Source organism: Mesorhizobium sp. M1334 (assembly GCF_040317995.1).
GTDB lineage: Bacteria > Pseudomonadota > Alphaproteobacteria > Rhizobiales > Rhizobiaceae > Mesorhizobium.
In genome coordinates, this window is the sequence record NZ_JAMYLM010000037.1 from 1 (window position 1) to 19,610 (window position 19,610).

Annotated in this window: 19 protein-coding genes, 1 tRNA gene and 1 pseudogene; 12 read left to right on the forward strand and 9 right to left on the reverse strand. The window is 61.5% G+C overall.

The window, feature by feature from the left end; genetic code table 11:
• A partial coding sequence (locus tag NKH17_RS31195) for an extracellular solute-binding protein (protein ID WP_352973283.1) occupies positions 1-1,646 on the forward strand: 1,646 nt, incomplete at its 5' end.
• Positions 1,647-1,669: 23 nt separating this feature from the next.
• Positions 1,670-2,347, forward strand: coding sequence for a DsbA family oxidoreductase (locus NKH17_RS31200; RefSeq protein WP_254817233.1), 678 nt, complete (start codon positions 1,670-1,672; stop codon positions 2,345-2,347).
• Between the two features lie 16 nt (positions 2,348-2,363).
• On the opposite strand, the gene NKH17_RS31205 is transcribed toward NKH17_RS31200, so the two are convergent.
• Positions 2,364-2,798, reverse strand: a complete 435-nt coding sequence (locus tag NKH17_RS31205; RefSeq protein WP_352478858.1) for a hypothetical protein — start codon at positions 2,796-2,798, stop codon at positions 2,364-2,366.
• A gap of 541 nt (positions 2,799-3,339) precedes the next feature.
• On the opposite strand from NKH17_RS31205, the gene NKH17_RS31210 reads away from it, so the two are divergent.
• Both NKH17_RS31210 and mgtE read left to right on the forward strand, forming a co-directional pair.
• Positions 3,340-5,229: an ABC transporter ATP-binding protein/permease gene (locus NKH17_RS31210; RefSeq protein ID WP_352478859.1), complete on the forward strand. Its 1,890-nt coding sequence runs from the start codon at positions 3,340-3,342 to the stop codon at positions 5,227-5,229.
• Between the two features lie 271 nt (positions 5,230-5,500).
• Positions 5,501-6,859: a magnesium transporter gene (gene mgtE / locus NKH17_RS31215; protein WP_352478860.1), complete on the forward strand. Its 1,359-nt coding sequence runs from the start codon at positions 5,501-5,503 to the stop codon at positions 6,857-6,859.
• A gap of 52 nt (positions 6,860-6,911) precedes the next feature.
• Here the strand turns inward: mgtE and gor are convergent, their stop codons facing one another.
• The 3 genes from gor to rpiA all read right to left on the reverse strand — a co-directional run bounded on the left by gor (position 6,912) and on the right by rpiA (position 9,714).
• A complete protein-coding gene (gene gor / locus NKH17_RS31220) occupies positions 6,912-8,300 on the reverse strand; it encodes a glutathione-disulfide reductase (RefSeq protein WP_352898880.1) in 1,389 nt (462 codons plus the stop codon).
• A gap of 117 nt (positions 8,301-8,417) precedes the next feature.
• Positions 8,418-8,996 (reverse strand): DUF2059 domain-containing protein, encoded by a 579-nt coding sequence (locus NKH17_RS31225; RefSeq protein ID WP_352508431.1) that lies wholly within the window; start codon positions 8,994-8,996, stop codon positions 8,418-8,420.
• Positions 8,983-9,714: a ribose-5-phosphate isomerase RpiA gene (rpiA, locus tag NKH17_RS31230; protein ID WP_352806752.1), complete on the reverse strand. Its 732-nt coding sequence runs from the start codon at positions 9,712-9,714 to the stop codon at positions 8,983-8,985. Before rpiA ends, NKH17_RS31225 begins: the two co-directional genes overlap by 14 nt.
• Positions 9,715-9,858: 144 nt before the next feature.
• On the opposite strand from rpiA, the gene NKH17_RS31235 reads away from it, so the two are divergent.
• The 4 genes from NKH17_RS31235 (at position 9,859) to NKH17_RS31250 (ending at position 11,794) form a co-directional block, all read left to right on the forward strand.
• Entirely contained in the window at positions 9,859-10,542 is a 684-nt protein-coding gene (locus NKH17_RS31235; protein WP_254817239.1) for a phosphoglycolate phosphatase, read from the forward strand.
• Between the two features lie 102 nt (positions 10,543-10,644).
• A tRNA-Val gene (locus tag NKH17_RS31240) sits at positions 10,645-10,719 on the forward strand.
• Between the two features lie 219 nt (positions 10,720-10,938).
• Positions 10,939-11,190 (forward strand): PepSY domain-containing protein, encoded by a 252-nt coding sequence (locus NKH17_RS31245; RefSeq protein WP_254817240.1) that lies wholly within the window; start codon positions 10,939-10,941, stop codon positions 11,188-11,190.
• Positions 11,191-11,317: 127 nt separating this feature from the next.
• Positions 11,318-11,794 (forward strand): hypothetical protein, encoded by a 477-nt coding sequence (locus tag NKH17_RS31250; RefSeq protein ID WP_352806854.1) that lies wholly within the window; start codon positions 11,318-11,320, stop codon positions 11,792-11,794.
• A gap of 11 nt (positions 11,795-11,805) precedes the next feature.
• Here NKH17_RS31250 and NKH17_RS31255 read toward each other — a convergent pair whose 3' ends face one another.
• Together NKH17_RS31255 and NKH17_RS31260 are read right to left on the reverse strand one after the other, a co-directional pair.
• Entirely contained in the window at positions 11,806-13,698 is a 1,893-nt protein-coding gene (locus NKH17_RS31255) for a L,D-transpeptidase family protein (RefSeq protein ID WP_352898884.1), read from the reverse strand.
• A gap of 223 nt (positions 13,699-13,921) precedes the next feature.
• Entirely contained in the window at positions 13,922-14,668 is a 747-nt protein-coding gene (locus NKH17_RS31260) for a 3-oxoacyl-ACP reductase family protein (protein ID WP_352801581.1), read from the reverse strand.
• A 98-nt stretch (positions 14,669-14,766) separates the two neighbouring features.
• Here NKH17_RS31260 and NKH17_RS31265 point away from each other — a divergent pair, with 98 nt between their 5' ends.
• Entirely contained in the window at positions 14,767-15,381 is a 615-nt protein-coding gene (locus NKH17_RS31265; RefSeq protein WP_352806745.1) for a TetR/AcrR family transcriptional regulator, read from the forward strand.
• A 35-nt stretch (positions 15,382-15,416) separates the two neighbouring features.
• On the opposite strand, the pseudogene NKH17_RS31270 reads toward NKH17_RS31265, so the two are convergent.
• A pseudogene (locus tag NKH17_RS31270) lies at positions 15,417-16,300 on the reverse strand (alpha/beta hydrolase).
• Positions 16,301-16,347: 47 nt separating this feature from the next.
• Here NKH17_RS31270 and NKH17_RS31275 point away from each other — a divergent pair.
• Entirely contained in the window at positions 16,348-16,800 is a 453-nt protein-coding gene (locus NKH17_RS31275) for a MarR family winged helix-turn-helix transcriptional regulator (RefSeq protein WP_352689332.1), read from the forward strand.
• Between the two features lie 27 nt (positions 16,801-16,827).
• Here the strand turns inward: NKH17_RS31275 and NKH17_RS31280 are convergent, their stop codons facing one another.
• Positions 16,828-17,439, reverse strand: a complete 612-nt coding sequence (locus tag NKH17_RS31280; protein ID WP_352806742.1) for a pyridoxamine 5'-phosphate oxidase family protein — start codon at positions 17,437-17,439, stop codon at positions 16,828-16,830.
• A 161-nt stretch (positions 17,440-17,600) separates the two neighbouring features.
• On the opposite strand from NKH17_RS31280, the gene NKH17_RS31285 reads away from it, so the two are divergent.
• The gene (locus NKH17_RS31285; protein ID WP_352508424.1) at positions 17,601-18,029 is read left to right on the forward strand and encodes a nuclear transport factor 2 family protein; all 429 of its coding nucleotides are present in this window, start codon (positions 17,601-17,603) and stop codon (positions 18,027-18,029) included.
• A gap of 17 nt (positions 18,030-18,046) precedes the next feature.
• On the opposite strand, the gene NKH17_RS31290 is transcribed toward NKH17_RS31285, so the two are convergent.
• Positions 18,047-18,400 carry a gamma-butyrobetaine hydroxylase family protein gene (locus NKH17_RS31290; protein ID WP_023717628.1) on the reverse strand — a complete coding sequence of 118 codons (354 nt, stop codon included), beginning with the start codon at positions 18,398-18,400 and terminating at the stop codon, positions 18,047-18,049.
• Between the two features lie 197 nt (positions 18,401-18,597).
• Between NKH17_RS31290 and moaA the strand changes: the two genes are divergently transcribed.
• Entirely contained in the window at positions 18,598-19,593 is a 996-nt protein-coding gene (gene moaA, locus NKH17_RS31295; RefSeq protein WP_254817247.1) for a GTP 3',8-cyclase MoaA, read from the forward strand.
• The last annotated feature ends 17 nt before the right edge of the window (positions 19,594-19,610 follow it).

Below are 19,610 nucleotides of genomic sequence, written 5' to 3' on the forward strand. Positions count from 1 at the left end.
CCTATTGTGTCGTCGGCAGCTTCGACAATCTCAATCCGTTCATCCTGAGAAGTCTGCGCACCACCGCGCGCGGCATGATGGATCAAGCTTTTGGCAATCTTGTCTTCGAGCCGTTGATGCAGCGCAACTACGACGAGGCCTTCAGTCTCTACGGCCTGCTCGCCGATACCGCCGACATGGATCCCGAGCGCAAGAGCATCGAATTCCACCTCGATCCCAGGGCCAAATGGTCGGACGGCGAGCCGGTGACGCCGGAAGACGTGTTGTTCACCTATGATGTCTTCACCGAGAAGGGTCGGCCACCTTACAGCCAGCGAATGAAAGCGATCGCCAAGCTCGAAAAGACCGGCGACCGCAGTGTGCGCTTCACCTTCAACGAAAAGGCGGACCGCGAATTTCCCCTAATCATTGCGCTGACGCCGATCATCCCGAAACACGCGTTCAACAAGGACACTTTCGACAGGACGACGCTGAAGCCGGTGATCGGCAGCGGGCCTTACACGGTGGCGCAAGTCGTGCCCGGCCAGCGCATCGTGTTCAAGCGCAATCCGGACTATTGGGGCAAGGACGTGCCGTCCAAGCGCGGCTTCGACAATTACGACCAGATCACCATCGAGTATTTCCTCAACGCCAACGCCAAGCAGGAAGCGTTCAAGAAAGGCATCTGCGCCATCGACGACGACAGCGACCCGGTCAAACGCGAGCGCGATCTCGACTTTCCGGCCTTCCACAGGGGCGAGGTCATCGCCGAAACTTTCGATACCGGCATTCCGCCGGTGTTCAACGGTTTCCTGTTCAACACGCGGCTGCCGAAATTTTCCAATCCGATCGTGCGGCGCGCGCTCGGCATGCTCTACGACTTCGAATGGGCCAACAAGAATCTGTTCGGCGGCAAATACACGCGCACGATGAGTTTTTGGCAGAATTCCGAGCTGTCCGCGCTCGGCCACCCGGCCAGCGAAAAGGAAAAGGCCCTGCTGGCCCCCTACCCCGGCCGCGTGCCCGCAGATGTCATGGACGGCACCTACAGGCCGCCCGTTACCGATGGCTCCGGCCAGGACCGCAAGGTGCTGAAGGCGGCATTCGAGCTGCTGAAGAGCGCGGGCTATACGGTGCAGGACGGCGCGATGCTCGATCCCCAGGGAAAGCCGTTCGGTTTCGAGATCCTGACCGCCTCGCAGGACGAAGAGCGACTTGCCGCTATCTATCAGCGCACGCTTGAGAAGCTCGGCATCGATGTCAGCATTCGCAGCCTCGACGGCGATCAGATCCAGTCGCGCAAGCAGCGTTTCGATTTCGAGGTGCTGGTCGGCTCGACCGGTTTCAACAACTCGCTGTCGCCCGGTATCGAGCAAGCCGGGCGCTGGGGATCCGCTGCCGCCAAGGCCGAAGGCTCGTTCAACCTAGCGGGTGTCGCCGACCCAGCAGTGGACGCGGCGATCGAGGCGATGTTGAGAGCTCGCTCGAAGGAGGACTATGTCGCTGCTGTCCGGGTCCTCGACCGGCTGCTGATCTCAGGCAATTACATGGTGCCGACCCAGCACAACAACCAGCAATGGCTCGCTTATTGGAACTATCTGGAACATCTGCAAAAGACGCCCATATACGGTTATCAGTTGCCGACCTGGTGGCGCAAACCGAAGTGACCTCTTCAGAACAGGAGATCAAGATGAACGACGAGAACTCGATTACCGTCGATGTGGTCTCCGACGTCGTGTGCCCCTGGTGCTTTATCGGCCAGAAACGGCTCGACAAGGCGATTGCCGCCGTCGACATCGACGTTCACATACGTTGGCGGCCCTTCCAGCTCGACCCGACGATTCCGCCCGAAGGCAAGAACCGCCGCGACTACATGGTAGCGAAATTCGGCAGCGAGCAACGCATCCGCGAGATCCATGCCCGGATCGAGCCGTTGGGCGAGGCTGAGGGGATTTCCTTTGCCTTCGACGCCATCAAGGTCGCGCCCAATACGCTGGATGCGCACCGGCTCATTCGCTGGGCCGGGACGGCCGGCGAGGCCGTTCAGAACCGGCTGGTGCGCCGGCTGTTCCAGCTGAATTTCGAAGAAGGCGCCAATCTCGGCGATCATGCCGTGCTGATCGAAGCCGCCCGCGAGGCCGGCATGGATGCCTCCGTCGTCGAAACGCTTCTGTCGACGGACGCCGATGTAGAGGCGGTGCGCACCGAAATCGCCACTGCTTCGCGCATGGGCATATCGGGCGTGCCGTGCTTTCTGCTTGAAGGCAAATATGCGGTGATGGGCGCCCAGGACGCCGATACGCTTGCCGATGCGCTGCGCCAGGTGGCTGCGGCCAAGGCACGCGGCGAACTGGAGACGGCGAACTGAGCCGGACTATTTTCGACTACTTCACCGTCACCTTGGCCTTGCTGACGAAAAAGCCATGGCCATGCTTGCCGGTGCAGGTCAATCCCTTGGTGGAGGACTGGCAGGAAAACGGCCCCTTGCTCCAGCTGTTGCCGTAGGCCAGCTTGGCGACGTCGCCGCAGCAGCCTTGCTCGCCCGGATTCTTGATCAGCGTCGCCTGGCCTTTCGGGCCGAGGACGACGGTGACGTAGCTGGGCTCGACGCGCGAACAGCTCAGCTCCGGTCCGCCATCCTGCGGCTCGTAGGTGCTGGTGCCGCCCTTCGGCGTGTAGATGCAGCCAATATTGCCGGACGGCGTGTTGAACTCGATCTGTCCCTCGGCGTTTGCGGGAACGGTCTGGCTGCCGGCATATGTTTGCGGCAGCCAGGCAAACATCGCGAGCATCGCCACAAACAATGTCCGTGCAAGCATGAAGAACTTCCCCCCGGTTCAAACCTGGATGCGTCCGGCAGGTTCGATCCGAAGCGCATCTTTGTCAAACGTAGGCGTTCCTGACATGGCAGCTTCAACCACGAATCATACGGTCACGTTCTGGCCGCCGACGACGCCGGACTGGCCTCGAAGGCGGATTCGGGCTGTGAAGATCGACCGCTGGACGGCGCTTCTATGTTCACAAAGCTGTGTGAAGACCTTCCCTAGGGGAAGGTCTCTACCTGCTCCGGCGCAGGCAAGTAACTAGTTGAAATTGCCTTGGTATTCAGCCCCAGAAACGTGACAGCATAGCGCCGTGACCCATTCATTCTGTTGCTCCACTGCAACGGCTGGCGAGCTAAGCTACCCGCGACCAGTGAAAAGCTAATGTAAAATGATCAATTGGTGTTACTGTCCGTAACAAAAGAAAAATCGTTTGGGCGGGATAGTGATTCGGGTCGATAGACCAACGCGACATTCAATATCGGAAAAATGGCTCCGCGGTGCCGCAAGGCAGTCGCCCCTTACGCCCGTATCGTCGATGCGCAGCTTCTGGGGCCTGATGCGGGCCTACTGGTTTTCGGACAAGTGGGTGGAAGCCTGGACCTTGACGCTGGTGATCGCCCTGCTCACCGCGCTCTCCAGCAAGTCAGGCGTGTGGTTTGCCGTAGCATCCGGAGAGCTGGTCAACTCGATCGCCTTTTTCCATGATGCCGCGAACACCACCCCGCTTCAGACACTGCTGGCCAATGCCGGGATACTTGTCCTCCTGGTCTTGCTCAAGGATGCGGGTTTTACCGGTATCCGCAGCCTGGTGTCCGCAACGTTGCATCGCAAGTGGCGCGGCTGGCTGGACAGCCAGTTCAACGAAGCCCTGCTTGATTCCAATCACACCCATTTCCACGCTCAGCATGGCTCGTCAGGTGCCGCCGCTCCCGACAATATCGACCAGCGCATCCAGGAATCGATCAAGGATATGACGGGGGGCGCCATCGGCCTCGCGATGGGGGTTTTGGCCGTTGCTACTTCATTGTATTTCGTCGGCCAGCAACTGCTTGCACACTCGGCGGAGGTCAAAGGGCTGGAGTTCCTCGGCAGCTATGGCAGCGCCGTCCTCGCCTTTCTGGCAGTCGCCACTTACGTACCGTTGAACACCTGGATCGCCGTCAAGCTGGGCAGGCTGCTGGAACGGCTCAATGTCAGGATGCAGCAGGCCGAAGGCAGCTATCGCGGCGAGCTGATCACCTTTCTGCGCCGCAGTTTTCATGTCGCCGCATCGCAAGGCGAGAACGTGCAGAAGGCAGTGCACAGCCAGCGCTATGTCGACATCGACCGCACCTGGGCGCGGCTGAACATCGTCAACACAGGCTACAATTCGTTCGAGCTGATCTACAATTTCATCGGTGCCCGCATTGTCGCCTACGGGCCAGGCTTGGTTCCCTTCATCCATAACGGGTTCGATCTCAAGGGCTACATAACCGGCTCTGAGATGGTCAACTCGCTGATCAGTCAATGCTCGTGGTTCATCCATGTCATGCCTGCCATCGCCGCGCTGCGGGCCAACAGCCAGCGCGTCACCGAACTCGCAAACGCGATCGAAAACGTTCAGCACCCGCAGGAATTTTATCAGCAGACCGGCCGCTCCGATTTTCGCTACGACCGCCAAAACCCTGTTTTCGGCCTGACCATCCAGAAACTAGAGCTAGCGCATCAGGGCGAGGACGCAACGCCCTTCCTGAGTGCCGCGAACTTGCGCTTCCGGCGTGGCGAATGGACTTTCCTGAAGGGCGAATCCGGTTGCGGCAAGACCTCGCTGATCAAGGCGATCAACGGCCTTTGGCCCTATGGCCGCGGCACCATCGTCTTCCCGGAAGGGGTCAGGAGTTTCTACGCCGCCCAGGAGGTGAAGCTGCAGCAGGTTTCGCTGAAGCAATTGGTCTGCCTGCCGGGTTCCGAGCATGATTATCCCGACGTGCAGGTCGCATCCGCCCTGCACAAGGCCGGCCTCGGCGATTTCATCGAGCATTTGGCCGATGAGAGCCGTGAAGGAAAGATCTGGGATCAGGTTCTCTCGGGTGGGCAGAAACAGAAACTGGTTGTCGCCCGTATCGTGCTGCAGCAGCCGGGATTGCTGTTCCTCGATGAAGCCACTGGCGCTCTCGATCCCGATGGACGGATCGCCTTCCACCAGGCGATCAAGGACAATTGCCCTGATGCAACTGTGATCTCGATCATGCATGAGGCGACGCCACCGAGATCGCTCGCGGGCACCGAATTCTACCACAGCGTCGTTGCGATCGCCGACGGCGTCGCCACCAAGAAGCCGCTGGTTCCGAGCTTGCCGGTCGAGCTCACCACCATCCTCACGCAGCCGACGCGGCCGGCCGAGGACAAGTGGCTGCGCTTTCCCCGCCGGCTCAAGCAGAGATAGCTGCGGCACCATTGCCAGCATCCAGCCTGCCTGTGACGTAGCCCGATCACAGTCTCGCGATCCGGTCGGTCTGCCGCCGTTTTAACCCGCTCTCGCGATTGACTTGGCAAGGCACGCTCCTATGTTGCGCCGGCTTGCAGAATCTCAACTCGAACCCGCGAGCAGAAAGGTCACAGCGCCATGCCTGGCGACAGTCACAGTCGAACGCAACCGCCGTCCGCTTGACGTGATCTGACAGGCTCACGTCCTGCCGGACGGCAAGGAGTGAGCCATGAACGAGTTTTCCCCCGTTGCGGGCGGCGATGCCATCGCCCGCGTACTTGCCAACGAACATGTCGCCGACATGGTCGAGGCGCTGAACCAGGAGCCTCGCGAGACGGCATCGGAGCTGCTTTGCGAAGTGCCGTTCGAGCGGCTGGTCGAGATCTTCGACCAGCCGAAGCTCAACGGCGCATCCGAACTCGTCGAGGCACTACCCCGCATCAAGGCAGGCAGACTGCTTGCCGCCATGTCGGTCGACCGCGCCGCCGACATACTGCGCGATCTGAACGAACCGGCTCGTTCCGAGCTGCTCGGCGGCCTGGCGCCACCGCTGCGCGCGACGCTGCTTGCTATTCTCGGCTACCCCGAGGGCAGCGCCGCCTCGCTCATGACGACTGAATATGTCGGCGTGCCGCCGGACTGGAGCGTTGCCCGCACGCTGGATTACATTCGCAAGGTCGAGCGGACGCGCGAAACCGTCTACGCGATCTACATCGTCGATCCGCAAACGCAGGTCCTGTTGCGCTCGACCAGCCTGCGTCGACTGATCGCTGGCGAACCCGACGAACTGATCATGGCAATAGCGCCGGATCGTGCGCCTATCACTGTTTCACCGCTGACCGATAGTGAAAAGGTTGCTCAGTTGATCTCCAAATATGATCTGCTCGCCGTCCCGGTCGTGGACAACGGCAAGCTCCTCGGCATCGTCACCATCGACGACATCATCGATACGATGATCTCGGAAACGACCGAGGACGTGCATCGTTTCGGCGGCATGGAGGCTCTCGACGAGCCCTATATGAAGATGGGTTTTCTGGCGATGATCCAGAAGCGCGCCGGGTGGCTGTGTGCGCTGTTTATCAGCGAGATGTTGACCGCCAACGCGATGCAGAGCTACGAGGGCGAGCTGGAAAAGGCGATCGTGCTGACCCTGTTTATTCCATTGATCATGAGCTCCGGCGGCAATTCCGGCTCGCAGGCGACCTCGCTCGTCATCCGAGCCCTGGCGCTGCGCGAGATCGGCCTTGGCGACTGGTGGCGGGTGGCCCTGCGGGAGCTGCCCACCGGCCTGGTGCTTGGCTCGATCCTTGGCGTAGTCGGCGTCTGCCGCATCGCGCTCTGGCAATATTTCGGCTTCTACGACTACGGCCCGCACTGGCCGCTGATCGCAATGACGATCGGCGCCACGCTGGTTGGCATCGTCGCCTTCGGCTCGCTGTCTGGATCAATGCTGCCGTTCGCCCTGAAGCGCGTCGGCTTCGACCCGGCCAGCGCATCAGCCCCGTTCGTCGCCACGCTGGTCGACGTCACCGGGCTGGTGATCTATTTTTCTGTGGCGCTTGTGATCCTGCGCGGAACGTTGCTGTAAGATCACGCACTTCCATCGCGGCAATCTCGTTGCCGCGATGGTCGTCGTCGCGTCAGACGCGCTCACCATCCCTCACCCGGTAAGTCGGTTTGTACATGGTCACGAGTTCTTCCGCCGCGGTCGGATGCACCGCCATGGTGCGATCGAAATCATCTTTGGTCAGCCCGGCCTTCAGCGGTATGCCGAGAAGCTGCGCCATTTCGCCGGCGTCCGGCCCGAGGATATGGGCGCCGAGGACTCTTTTCGACGCGCCGTCGACGACCAGCTTCATCAGCATCTTTTCATCGCGGCCGGAAAGCGTGTGCCGCATCGGCCGGAAGGTGGCGCGGTAGATTTCAAGATCCGAAAAGCGCTTTGCCGCCTCATCCTCCGACAGGCCGACCGTGCCAATCTCGGGCTGTGAAAAGACTGCGGTAGCGATCGTGTCATGGTCGGGCGCCATCGGATTGTCCTTGAAGGCGGTCTCGACGAAGCACATCGCCTCGTGGATCGCCACCGGCGTCAATTGCACGCGGTGGGTAACGTCACCGATCGCCCAGATGTTGTCGATGTTCGTGCGGGAGTATTCGTCGACCTGGATTGCCCCGGTTTTGGTCATCTCGATGCCGACGCCTTCCAGCCCCATGTTCTCGGTATTGGGAATGCGGCCGATGGCGAGCATGACCTGGTCGACCGTCAGCACGGTGCCGCCGGTGACAAACGCGTCGAGCCGGCCGTCAGGGCGCTTCCTGACCCACTCGGACACGGCGTGGCAGAGGATTTTTATCCCCTTCTTTTCCATCGTCTCGTGCAGCATGCGTCTGAGGTCCATGTCGAAGCGGCTGAGTATCTCCTTGCCGCGATAGACCAGAGTCGTGTCGACGCCCAGCCCATGAAAGATATTGGCGAATTCGACGGCGATATAGCCGCCGCCCTCGATCATGATTGCCTTCGGCAGCTCCTTGAGGTCGAAGGCTTCGTTGGAAAAGATGCAGTGCTCATGGCCGGGCAACGCCGGATGCGGCGCCGGGCGCCCGCCGGTAGCGATCAGGATCTGGTCGGCGGTAACGGTGCGATCCTCACCGAGAAGATGCACCACATGCGGATCGACCAGGGTGGCGCGCGAATGAAAGACCTCACCGCCGGCACCGTGCACGTTCTTCTTGTAGACGGCCTCCAGCCGGCTGATTTCGCGGTCCTTGTTGGCGACCAGCTTCTGCCAGTCGAAATGCGCCTCAGGCACCGTCCAGCCAAAACCGGCAGCGTCGGCGAAATGCTCGGGGAATTGCGAGGCGTAGACATAAAGCTTCTTCGGCACGCAGCCGCGGATCACGCAGGTGCCGCCGTAGCGGAATTCCTCGGCAATGCCGACACGCTTGCCGAGTAGAGCCGCGACGCGCGCCGCCCTCACCCCGCCGGAGCCGCCGCCGATGACGAAAAGATCGTAGTCGTAACCGGCCATGGTCCAGCTCCTGCCCCTCAAACAACGAGACAGGTAGGCTGCCAGCCACCAAAAGAAAAGCCCGGACTTGCCGGGCTTTCTGGTCCAGTGGCGGTCAGGCCACTCGGAAGTCCGCGATCAATTCGGCGTGGCGTCCGCGGGAGCAGCGCCGTCTGCCGGGGCGGCACCCTCGGCAGGTGCAGCCTGCGCCTTGGCATTCGCCGCTGCACCCAGGGTCTCGCCGACCTGCTGGGCGAGATCGCGAGCCAAGCCGTTCTGCCAGATCTCGGCAGCCTTCACCAGTTCGCGCGTCACGATCGGGCCGTTGTCGAGCAGCTTCTTGCCGGACTCGGAATTGTAGAAGGCGGCGATTTCATTGAGTTCCTTTTCCGAGAACACCTTTGCATAGGCAAGCGCTGCTTCCTTTTCCAGGTCGGCGCGGCGCGATGCCAAGGCCATCGCCTTCTCGTTGATCGTCTTGGCGATCAGTTCCTGCATGTCCGGGTTCTTCTGGATCAGCTGCTGCTCGAGCGCCGCGGCCGCTTGCGGCAGGATGTTGTCGAACGTATCCGTCGCATGGATCGCCGCGACCGCGGCACGCGCCGCCTTCAGATGCGCATCAGTGACGTCCTGCGAAAACGCCGGCGACGAAAACGCGAAAACGGCCGAGGCCGCCAGAATGGCAAAAAAGCGGCCAACCCGGTTATGCAACATCATGATCGGTAAAACTCCTTGGTTTTCGGGCGGCATGGACGGTTTGGATGCCGTCGCCGCCGGCTATGATGGCCGTTGTCGCCAGCCCGATGAAAAGACCGTGCTCGACCACGCCGGGAATGGAGTGGAGAGCATTCGAAAGCGCTCTTGTATCCGGAATGCGGCCAAAAGATGCATCGAGGATAAAATGGCCGCCGTCTGTAACAAATGGCTGGGTCCCCGTCATCCTCAATGTAACAGGGCCGGAAAGGCCCAGGTTTGCAGCCGCCACGCCAACCGCAATTTCGGTGGCGCGCAGGCCAAACCGGTTGACTTCGATGGGCAGCGGAAAGCGTCCGATCATCTCGACCATCTTGGAGCTGTCGGCGATGACGATCATGCGGGCGGAGGCCGCCGCGACAATCTTCTCGCGCAGCAGCGCGCCACCGCCGCCCTTGACCAATGTCAGCGCCGGATCGATCTCGTCGGCGCCGTCGATGGTGAGGTCGAGCTCCGGTGTTTCCTCGAGGGTCGACAGCGGCACACCAAGCTGGGTGCAAAGGACGGCGGTGCGCTCCGAGGTCGGCACGCCGATGACAGTCAGGCCGGTGGCGACCTTGTCGGCGAGCAGCCGCACGAACTCATCCGCTGTCGTGCCGGTGCCGATGCCGAGCCGCATGCCATCCGTCACATGGGCCAGCGCTGTCCGCGCGGCCTCAACCTTCAATTGCCTCGCATCCATGCCGGGCCCCAAGATTTGTTTCGGCGCTCGTAGCATTTTTGCCGAGCTGGTCAAAGGACCTTGCCCGCGGTGGATAAGCCGGCTTGCCTGAACGGGCCGCAGCGGTTATCGCCTGCCGGCAATCGAATCGTCACAGGACAGGCCATGACCCGACCGACCATCGTGTTCGACCTCGACGGGACGCTGATCGACACGGCGCCGGACCTGCTCGACAGTCTCAACCACAGCCTTGCCGCCAGCCAGCTCGCGGCCGTCGACGAAGCCGGCTTCAAGCGTTTCGTCGGCCATGGCGGCCGCGTGATGATCGAGCGCGCCCATGCAGCGCAACACAGGTCGCTGGCCGTGGAGGAGCACGATCGCCTGCTAAAGCTGTTTCTGGACCATTACACCGTTAACATTCCCGGCAAATCGCGCCCCTACCCGGGCGTTCCCGAGGCGATCGCACGGTTCGAGGCAGCCGGTTACCTGCTGGCCATCTGCACCAATAAATATGAGGCCAATTCGGTGGCGCTGATCGAGGCGCTCGGTATGACCAGGCATTTCGCGGCGATCTGCGGTCAGGATAGTTTTCCGTTCCGCAAGCCCGACCCGCGCCATCTCACGCAGACCATCGCGCGCGCCGGTGGCGACCCTCACCGTGCACTGATGGTCGGTGATTCGCAGACCGACATCGACACGGCAAAGGCCGCCGGCATTCCGGTAGTGGCAGTCGATTTCGGCTACACCGATCGTCATGTGCGGGAGTTCGAACCGTCGGCGGTGATCTCGCATTTCGATTCGCTGACGCTCGATCTGGTACAAGGGCTGATGGCCGCGGCGGAAGGCTGAAGCCGGTCATAGTCCAGACGGCCAAATGACGGCCGACAAGTGATTGACTTCGCAGGCCGGCCTCCCTTATATCGCGGCGCGCTTGGCCTTCGGGCAACGAGCGGGCGATTAGCTCAGCGGGAGAGCACACCCTTCACACGGGTGGGGTCGCAGGTTCAATCCCTGCATCGCCCACCATCTTTTCGGCACTTAGCCATCACCGACGGGGAAGGCTGCCGTGATCGAGAACCAGCGCATGATCGCATTGGTTTTCCGTGCGCTTTTTCCGCAAGCTATAAGACTGACAGGCATACTTACGCTTGGCACAATTGCCGGTCTGGACGATCCGCAAGCCCGAGTCCGGGAACAAACCCGTATGTAGATGAGTTTCTGCTCATCGAAATGTGAGGGAAAGCCATGTCCAGACTTGTTTTGGCGGCCGCCGTGCTGCTTGTCGGCGGATCGGCCTTTGCCGCGGACGAAAATCCGGTGCCGCCGCAGAATGCCAAGAAGCTGTCGGAAATCATCGCCAAGGTCGAGCAGCGCGACGACTTCCGCTACATCAAGGAAATCGATTGGGACAGCGGCGCCTACACCGTCATTTATTACACGAACGACAAGGCGAAAGTTGAAATCACCTATGATCCGGTGACAGCCGCGCCGAAATGAGGCTGGCCGCCAACGGTCCAGATTCTAAAAAATGCCGCTCCTCGAAGGCCCGCGGCCTTCGGCACACCCTTGCGTAGATATGACTTTGATGGCTGACTGGGTGCTATCATTGCGCGCGGGGGTGGGCATGGCGACGGTAAAGCACGTATTGAAACGCTTTCTGATGATGCTCGCGGGTTATTTCATAGCGGTACTGGTTGGGCTGATCGCGGTGGCGGCGATCTATGGCGGGCTGAGTTCGCTGCCAAATGCACCGAATTATTTCGACGTCATGGGCGTCACCCCGGCTGCGGTGCTGCTGTTGCCGCCGCTCGGCATGTTCATCTATTTTCTGACAATCGTGCTGACCGGCCTGCAGACGCTGATCTTCGCACTGATTGCCGAGTTTTTCTCGCTGCGCAGTTTTTGGCTGCACATGATCTTCGGCGCGGCGGCCGGGGTTGGCGGCTTCGCCGTGATCTGGCCCAGTGTACCGGACGACACGAACCCGGAGCGCTGGGCCGATATCGGCATCATTGCCGCCGCAGGCGTTGTCGCGGGCTTGGTCTATTGGCTCATCGCCGGACGCGATGCCGGTTTCCGGCGTCCACTGTTTCAGCGCTAGAACCGCATTCGTCAGCTTGCCGGCGAACGCACCGCTTCCGTGCTGTCGAGCGCCTGCTGCAGCCTTGTATCGCGGCCGTAGACGTCGTTGAAGTATTCGACCTTGCCGGACAGGTCCGGCCATGCGGTGAAATAGGCGACATAGACCGGGATCTTGCGTGTCACGTCCTCGGTCGAATGTCCGTGTTTCAGTCTGTCCTCGATGTAGTCGACCGAGGTACCGAGCACGGCAGCCGCCATGCCGCGCGGATCCTGCAAGCGAACGCAACCATGGCTGAGCGCGCGCATGTCGCGCTGGAAAAATGACTTCTGTGGTGTGTCGTGCATGTAGATGGCGTGCTTGTTGGGAAACAGTATCTTCAGCTCGCCCAGCGCATTGGCCTCGCTCGGCAGCTGGCGCACGCCGTAGGGTATCTTTGCGCCATAGGCACCCCAATCGACTGAGGATGAGGGAATGCGCTTGCCGCGGGCATTGACCACCTCATAGCCGGCGCGGTCGAGATAGCCAGGATCCCGCCGCAGCCGCGGCAACATCTCGTTGACCAGGATCGACTGCGGCACGCCCCAATAGGGATGAAAGTCGACCTGCTCGATCTGATCATAGAAGAAAGCAGTCTGGTTGGTGGGCCTGCCGACTACGGCGCGGGTCTTCAGCTTCTCCTCGCCGTCGTCGATATAGCTCGCGGTGAAAGCCGGCTGGTTGATGAAGACGCGCGGGCTGCCGAGGTCGGAAGGCAGCCAGCGCAATTCTTCGAGCGCAACCCGAACCTTCTGAATTTTGTCGGCCTTGGACGTTCCGGCCAACGATGCGACGGTACGCGGGCCGATGACGCCGTCGCCTTTCATGCCGGCCCGTTTCTGCACCGCCTTGATCACCGGCACCAGCTCCGGATCGTAGACCTCGCTGGTGGCGAGCCTCGCCAGCACCTCGCCATAGGCACCGCCCATCTCGTCATCGAGATTGCGCGCGATCCTTGTCAAAAGCTTCGGCAGCTCGGGGCTGGTCTGCCCCGGTTTCAACAGCAGATTGGGATCGACGACGATCTCGTCCTCGGCGCTTGCCTGTAGCGATTCCAGTTCGACGCGCAGCGCCTGATACTCGGAATTCTGTGGATGCCGTGATTCGAGATAAGTACGCACTTGCTGGGTATGGGCCAGCGTCTTCAGTACCCCTTCCATGTCGAGCGGCTTCGGCGGAAAATCGTAGTAGCCGGTGATGCGGTGGGGATCGACGCGGCCGCTTTGTGCGTCACGGGCGTAGCGCAGGACACGGGCCGACATCGCCATCTCGAAGCGAACCAGCTCTTTAAGGCGCTCATCGGCATTGCCCGCCGATGCGCCTGCTGCCGGAACTTCGACGGTGTAGTCGGCGGGCGTCAGGCCGTAGCTCGCGGCCTCGCCCAGCACCCGCACAGCATCCTCGGCACGGCTGTTGGGACTGGTTCCCGTCACCCAGATGAAATCCGGATTGGCTGAGTAGTACGCGATCAGCGCCTTGGCGATGTCCTTCTCGGCGTAGAGATCATAGCCGTCGAGCCCGGCAATGGCTTCGCGGAATGCAGCCCCGGTGGCCGTCGGCTCGAATGCAGCATCCTGAGGCGTTGCCGGTTCAGGCGCTGCCGACAGTGCCGAAAAATCGACGCGCACCAGCGGATCGCTCTTGTAGGTGTAATAGGACGGGCTGCTGATTTGCGCACCACCACCCCCACCGGAAGCGGCTGGCGCCTTGGGCTTGTATTTTGACGGTGGCGGCGGAAAGTTACCTTTCGGCGGTGCGTGTTTGACGCCGCCGCCGAAAAGCATGTCGAAGAACCCTTGCGCTTCAACCTGCGGCGTCCCGAAGGCCAGCATTGCCGCGACCACCGCGAACGGCAGCACGGTTGCTTTGTTTCCAAGGAGTTTCATGGATCACCCGCTCCGGTTGAACCGGATCCCGTTCCGCACCGCTTTCACGGTCTCGCCCACCCCATGGCGGATGTAAGGCGTGACTACACTGATTCATACTGATTTCGTTAAGCTTCCATAAATTTCGGAACGTCTGTTGCAGAACGGTTTCACAACATCGTGAGGGGTCAAGCGAATCCGTCGCCGTCCTCGGCCAGAACGGCAACCGTCCAGTGACCAAGTCTCACGCGTTTGCGCCGCCGTCGATGGTCAATGCCGCGCCTGTCACGAAGCGTCCTTCGGGACCGGCAAGCCAGGCGACCATGCCGGCGATCTCGTCGGCCGTTCCGAAGCGAGGCATCGCCATCTTCTGGCGCTGATGCTCGGCGTGCGGGCCGGCTGCCGGATTCATGTCGGTATCGGTCGACCCCGGATGGACGACATTGGCGGTGATGCCGCGCGGACCGAGATCGCGGGCAAAGGCCTTGGTCAGGCCAACCAAGGCAGCCTTGCTGGCCGAATAAGCGCTCAGGCCGGCGTCGGTGGCACGCTCGGCCAGATTGCTGCCGATCGAGATGATCCGGCCACCCTCGCCCATATGTGCTGCTGCCGCCTTGACGGCGACGAACGGGGCCCTGAGGTTGACCGCCATCGTCTCATCGAAGTCGGCAAGCGACAGAGCATCGATCGGCGCAGCGCGCCAGATGCCGGCGCTGTTGACGAGGATGTCGAGCCGTCCGAAGGCTTTTGCTGCCTCATCGACTGCCGCCTCGATCGCCGCAGCATCGCGATTGTCGGCCTTGATGGCAAAGCCCCGGCCGCCGGCCGCCTCGATTTCCCTGACCACCGCGAGTGCCCTTTCCTCACCATTCACATAGGTGATCGCCACGCCTGCGCCGTCGGCCGCGAGCCTTCTTGCGATCGCCGCACCAATGCCGCGGCTGCCGCCGGTGACGAGGGCGGCCTTGCCGTTCAAGCTTCTGGATGACATCTGCTTCTCCATTTTGTAGTGATTGATACATAAATATCTGCCAGCCTTGCTGAACCACGTCAACTGAATTATATATCGATCAATACAGAAAGGATACCATGCCGGAACGAGGCCGCCCCCGCACCTTCGATCGAGCCGCCGCCTTGCGGCGCGCAATGGAAGTGTTTTGGGTCAAGGGTTATGAGGGCGCGTCGATAAGCGATCTGACCGCTGCAATGGGCATCAACTCACCCAGCCTCTATGCCGCCTTCGGCAGCAAGGAAGCGCTATTTCTCGAGGCAACCGAGCTTTACACGCGGGTCGAGGGAACCGAGATCTGGTCTGCGCTGGAAAAGGCGCCGACCGCGCGCCAGGCCGTCGAGCGGTTCCTGCGGCAGACTGCCAGGGCCTATTCACAGACCGGTCGTCCGCAAGGCTGCCTTATCGCGCTCGGCGCATTGCACCAGGACTCAAGCCGCGGCGCCATCTGTGATGATCTGCGCCGTCGCCGCGCCGAAAACCGCGAAGCCTTGCTGAGACGCTTCGAGCGTGGCGTGGCCGAAGGAGAGTTGCCGGCCGATTTCGACTGCGGTACGGCCGCGACCTTCTACGCCACCGTGCAGCACGGCATGTCGATCCAGGCGCGCGACGGCGCGTCGCGCTCGGCCCTTCTGGCGACGGTGGCCGGGGCAATGGCGGCTTGGATAGCGATGGCCGGCACCGGGGCGGCGTGACGATCGAACCCGGCAGACAAGAACAGACATTCAGATCACTGCAGAAACGGCTCCAGCCTGCCGGCAACGAAGCCAACGGCACGCTCCACCACACCCTTGTCGGCGAGAATGCGGCGGTGGCCGAGCCCGTTGGCCCAGTACAGCCGCACATGGTCTCCGGCGCGCGCGTAGAGCCTTGCATGATCGGCGGACACTTCGCGGTCGTCCGGCGCGTGGATCACCAGCGTCGGCAGCAGCGTGCTTGCCAGCTGGCGATCACCGGTAAACTCGTGCAACGGCCGGCCGGCGATACGCTCGACCCGGTCGGCCATGGCGACCTGCGAGCGCGAGCCGACATTCAGCATGCGACTGAAATCAGCAAAGATTGCCGGCAGGGAGCTCGGCGCAGCGATAAGCACCAGTCGCCCGGCCGCCCGGCAACTGCATTGGCGGCAACGGCACCACCAAAGGAATGGCCCACGATCGCGGCAAACGGCCCGAACCATTCGTCGGCAACCCGTGCCGCATCGACCGCACTGACCAGGGTAAGCCGGCGGCCCTGCGACTGGCCGTGGCCCGGCAGGTCGAGCGAGACGACCTTATAGCCAGCATCGCGATAGGCCTCGATCAGCGTGCGCATGTATTCGGTGCGCGAACGCCAACCATGGATGACGAGCACGGTGCCGGCAGTGGCCCTGCCCGGCTCGGGCCGGAATTCATGCACCATGACGCAGCCGGTTCTGGTCTTTAGCCGGTGATGTCGTGCCTGGGTCATGAAATCGGCGGCGCGATCGATTGCGCGGCGCTCGCCTTCACTCAAGCTCTTCTCATGCGGCGTGCGGCAGAACAGCTCGAATGCAGCGCGCCCGGTGAGTCGCGGTGCCACATGCTCAGCCACTCCGAACGTGCCGCGGATGACCTTCAGTCCAAATGATGCCATAGTGGCGATCCATTCATTGGTTCAAGCATGAACATAATAGTTCAAACATGAACATTAAGCAAGACCTGCCCTGGGACAACCCGCGCTTTCGCAACTGGGTGGCAGTGGCGCGCGCATGCCACGTGCTGGAACGCACCCTGGCGGTGAAGCTGGCGCCGCTCGACCTGAAGCCGGCGCAGCTCGACGTGCTGATGAACCTCTACCGTCATCCCGGCATGTCGCAGCACGACCTCGCTCGCCGGCTGCTGGTCGGTCGCTCCAACATCACCATGCTTTTGCCGCAGCTGGAGACTCGTGGCCTGCTGCGCCGCGAGGGCGACGAGAAGGACAAGCGCGTGCTGCGGCTGACGTTGACCGAGACCGGCGAGGCACTGCTGATGCAGGCGCTGAAGGTCCATATGGCGCTGATCGAGAAGGCGATGAGCCAGTCGACGCCGGAGCAATGCGACATGATCGGCGAACAGATGCGTAGGGTTGCCGAGGTTTTGAAGACCGCCTGACAGCCCAGCGCTCCACCAACAAGTGCTTCACCACATCGATTTTTTCGCGCGCTCCGGCCATTCCTTGTCGTAGACCTCGCCGTCGATGTTCTTGCGGCTGGTGATTTCCAGGATTTGGCCGGGAGTCGGCAGCGATCTCGGGTCGACATGCCTTGCCGGATTCCACAACTCCGACCGGTGGATGGCGCGGGCGCACTGGAAATAGACCGCATCGACCTCGATGACCGTCACCGAGCGCGCCGGCTTGCCCTCGACTGCGAACGAGGCGCAGAGCGCGGTATCGATGGTGATGTGGGCGCGGCCATTGACGCGCAGCGTCGTGCCCGAACCCGGCACCAGGAACAGGAGCGCGACGCGCGGATCGCGAAGGATGTTCCTTAGCGAATCGGCACGGTTGTTGCCGCGCCGGTCCGGCATCATCAGCGTTTTCGGATCGTGGATGCGGACGAAGCCGGCGAGATCGCCGCGCGGCGAGCAGTCCAGCCCTTCAGGCCCGCAGGTTGCGAGCACGGCGAACGGCGAAGCCTCGATGATGGCTGTGTATTCGGGAATCAGCTGGTCGAGTTCTTTGACCACCGACGCCTCGCCAGGCAGGCCATAGAGCGCTTCGAGCTGTTCGACGCTGGTGATCATGGACATGTTTTCGTCCCCAAAGCTTTGCCGGCGCTACTCCAGATGCATGACGTTTTCACGACATGGTGCCCGCTTGCCGGTCATCAGGAAACGGGTGTCGAGGCAACGCGAACAAGGGCAAACCGCTTTCACTTACACAATCGCACCGACGGATACGGAGACCGAAAATGGATAAACCGCTCGACCGGCGACGCACCGCCATGGAACTTATTGAAAACATGTTCAATGTTGAAATGCGCTTCCTGCAATCGGGGTCGGAAAGCCTCGATGTGCTTGCCAGCGCATTCCATGCCGAGATTGTGGTGCATGAGCCGCAGTCCCTGCCCTATGCCGGTGACTGGAATGGCCTCGACGGCGTTGGCGCTCTTTTCCGCAAGATGCGGGAAATCTGGAGCGACGTGGCGGTGGAGGATCTTCAAACCGCCCAGAACGATAATGTGGTGTTCATGAGCTGCATGCTTTCGCTGACGTCGCGAGCCACTGGTGCAACAATCATACAGCCGTTTGCCGAAGTCTTGCGCTTCAAGGATGACCGACTGATCGAAGGCACGCCGTTTTACTATGACACCGGCGAGATACTGGCGATCCTGCGCTGAGCATACCGCGAAACCATTCAGCGGTCGCGGCTCAGCCCCTTCTCTTCCAGCTCGGCGAGATAGGCGGCCCAGCGTGCGTCCTTCTCATGACCCAGCGTATGCAGGTAGTTCCAGGTGAAGATACCGGTGTCGTGGAAATCGTCGAAGGTGATGCGCACGGCATAGTTGCCGACTGGCTCGATCTTCAGGATCGCCACATTGCGCTTGCCGGGAACGGTGACGCGCTGTTCGGGCGAATGGCCCTGCACCTCGGCCGATGGCGAGGCGACCCGCAGAAGCTCGGCCGGCAACTCGAACGGCTGATGTCCCGGAAAGGTCACGGAAAGCAGCTTGCGATCTTTCGAGACCCTGAGTTCCTTCGGCGCTGTCATGGTGGTGGATCCTGCGGAGAACCGCCCTTCCCTACGCCGCTTCGTGTCGAGGGAAAAGGCCGCATCGAAAGTTCCGACATGATCTGTCGGCGTCGGAATGTTACCGAGATCGCGAGCTGATATCTTGAATGGCAAGTTGGCTCGTATCACATAGCTATATATAACGAAGCCGTTCACGGCCACGGGAAGCGTACAGCATGGATATGATCGATCCTTTCGGTCGCACGATCACCTACCTGCGCGTGTCGGTTACGGACCGCTGCGATTTTCGCTGCACCTATTGCATGGCCGAGGACATGACCTTCCTGCCCAAGAAGGACCTGCTGTCGCTGGAAGAGCTCGACCGGCTCTGCACGGTCTTCATCGAAAAGGGCGTGCGCAAGCTCCGCCTCACCGGCGGTGAGCCGCTGGTACGCAAGAACATCATGCATCTTGTGCGCCAGCTTTCGCGGCATCTCGAGAGCGGTGCGCTGGAAGAGCTGACGCTGACCACCAATGGATCGCAGCTTTCCCGCTTTGCCGCCGAGCTCGCCGACTGCGGCGTCAAACGCATTAACGTCTCGCTCGATACTCTCGATGCCGACAAATTTCGACAGATCACCCGCTGGGGCAATCTGGACAAGGTCATGGATGGCATCGACGCCGCGCAGGCGGCCGGGCTGAAGGTAAAGCTCAACGCTGTGGCGTTGAAGGACTTCAATGACGCCGAATTGCCGGACATGCTACGCTGGGCGCATGGCCGCGGCATGGATCTGACGGTCATCGAAACCATGCCGATGGGCGAGATCGATGCCGACCGCACCGATCAGTATTTGCCGCTGTCGCTGCTGCGTGCAGCACTCGAGCGCCAATTCACGCTGAGCGATATTCCCTACAAGACCGGTGGCCCGGCCCGCTACGTCCATGTCGCCGAGACCGGCGGGCGGCTGGGCTTCATCACGCCGATGACGCATAATTTCTGCGAAAGCTGCAACCGGGTCCGGCTGACCTGTACCGGCACCCTTTACATGTGCCTCGGCCAGGAAGATGCCGCAGACCTGCGCGCGCCACTGCGTGCGTCGGAAGGCAACGAGCTGGTCGCCGATGCCATCGACGACGCAATCGACCGCAAGCCCAAAGGCCATGACTTCATCATCGATCGCCGCACCAACCGTCCGTCGGTGTCGCGGCATATGAGCGTCACCGGCGGCTGATTTTTAGCCGATTTCGT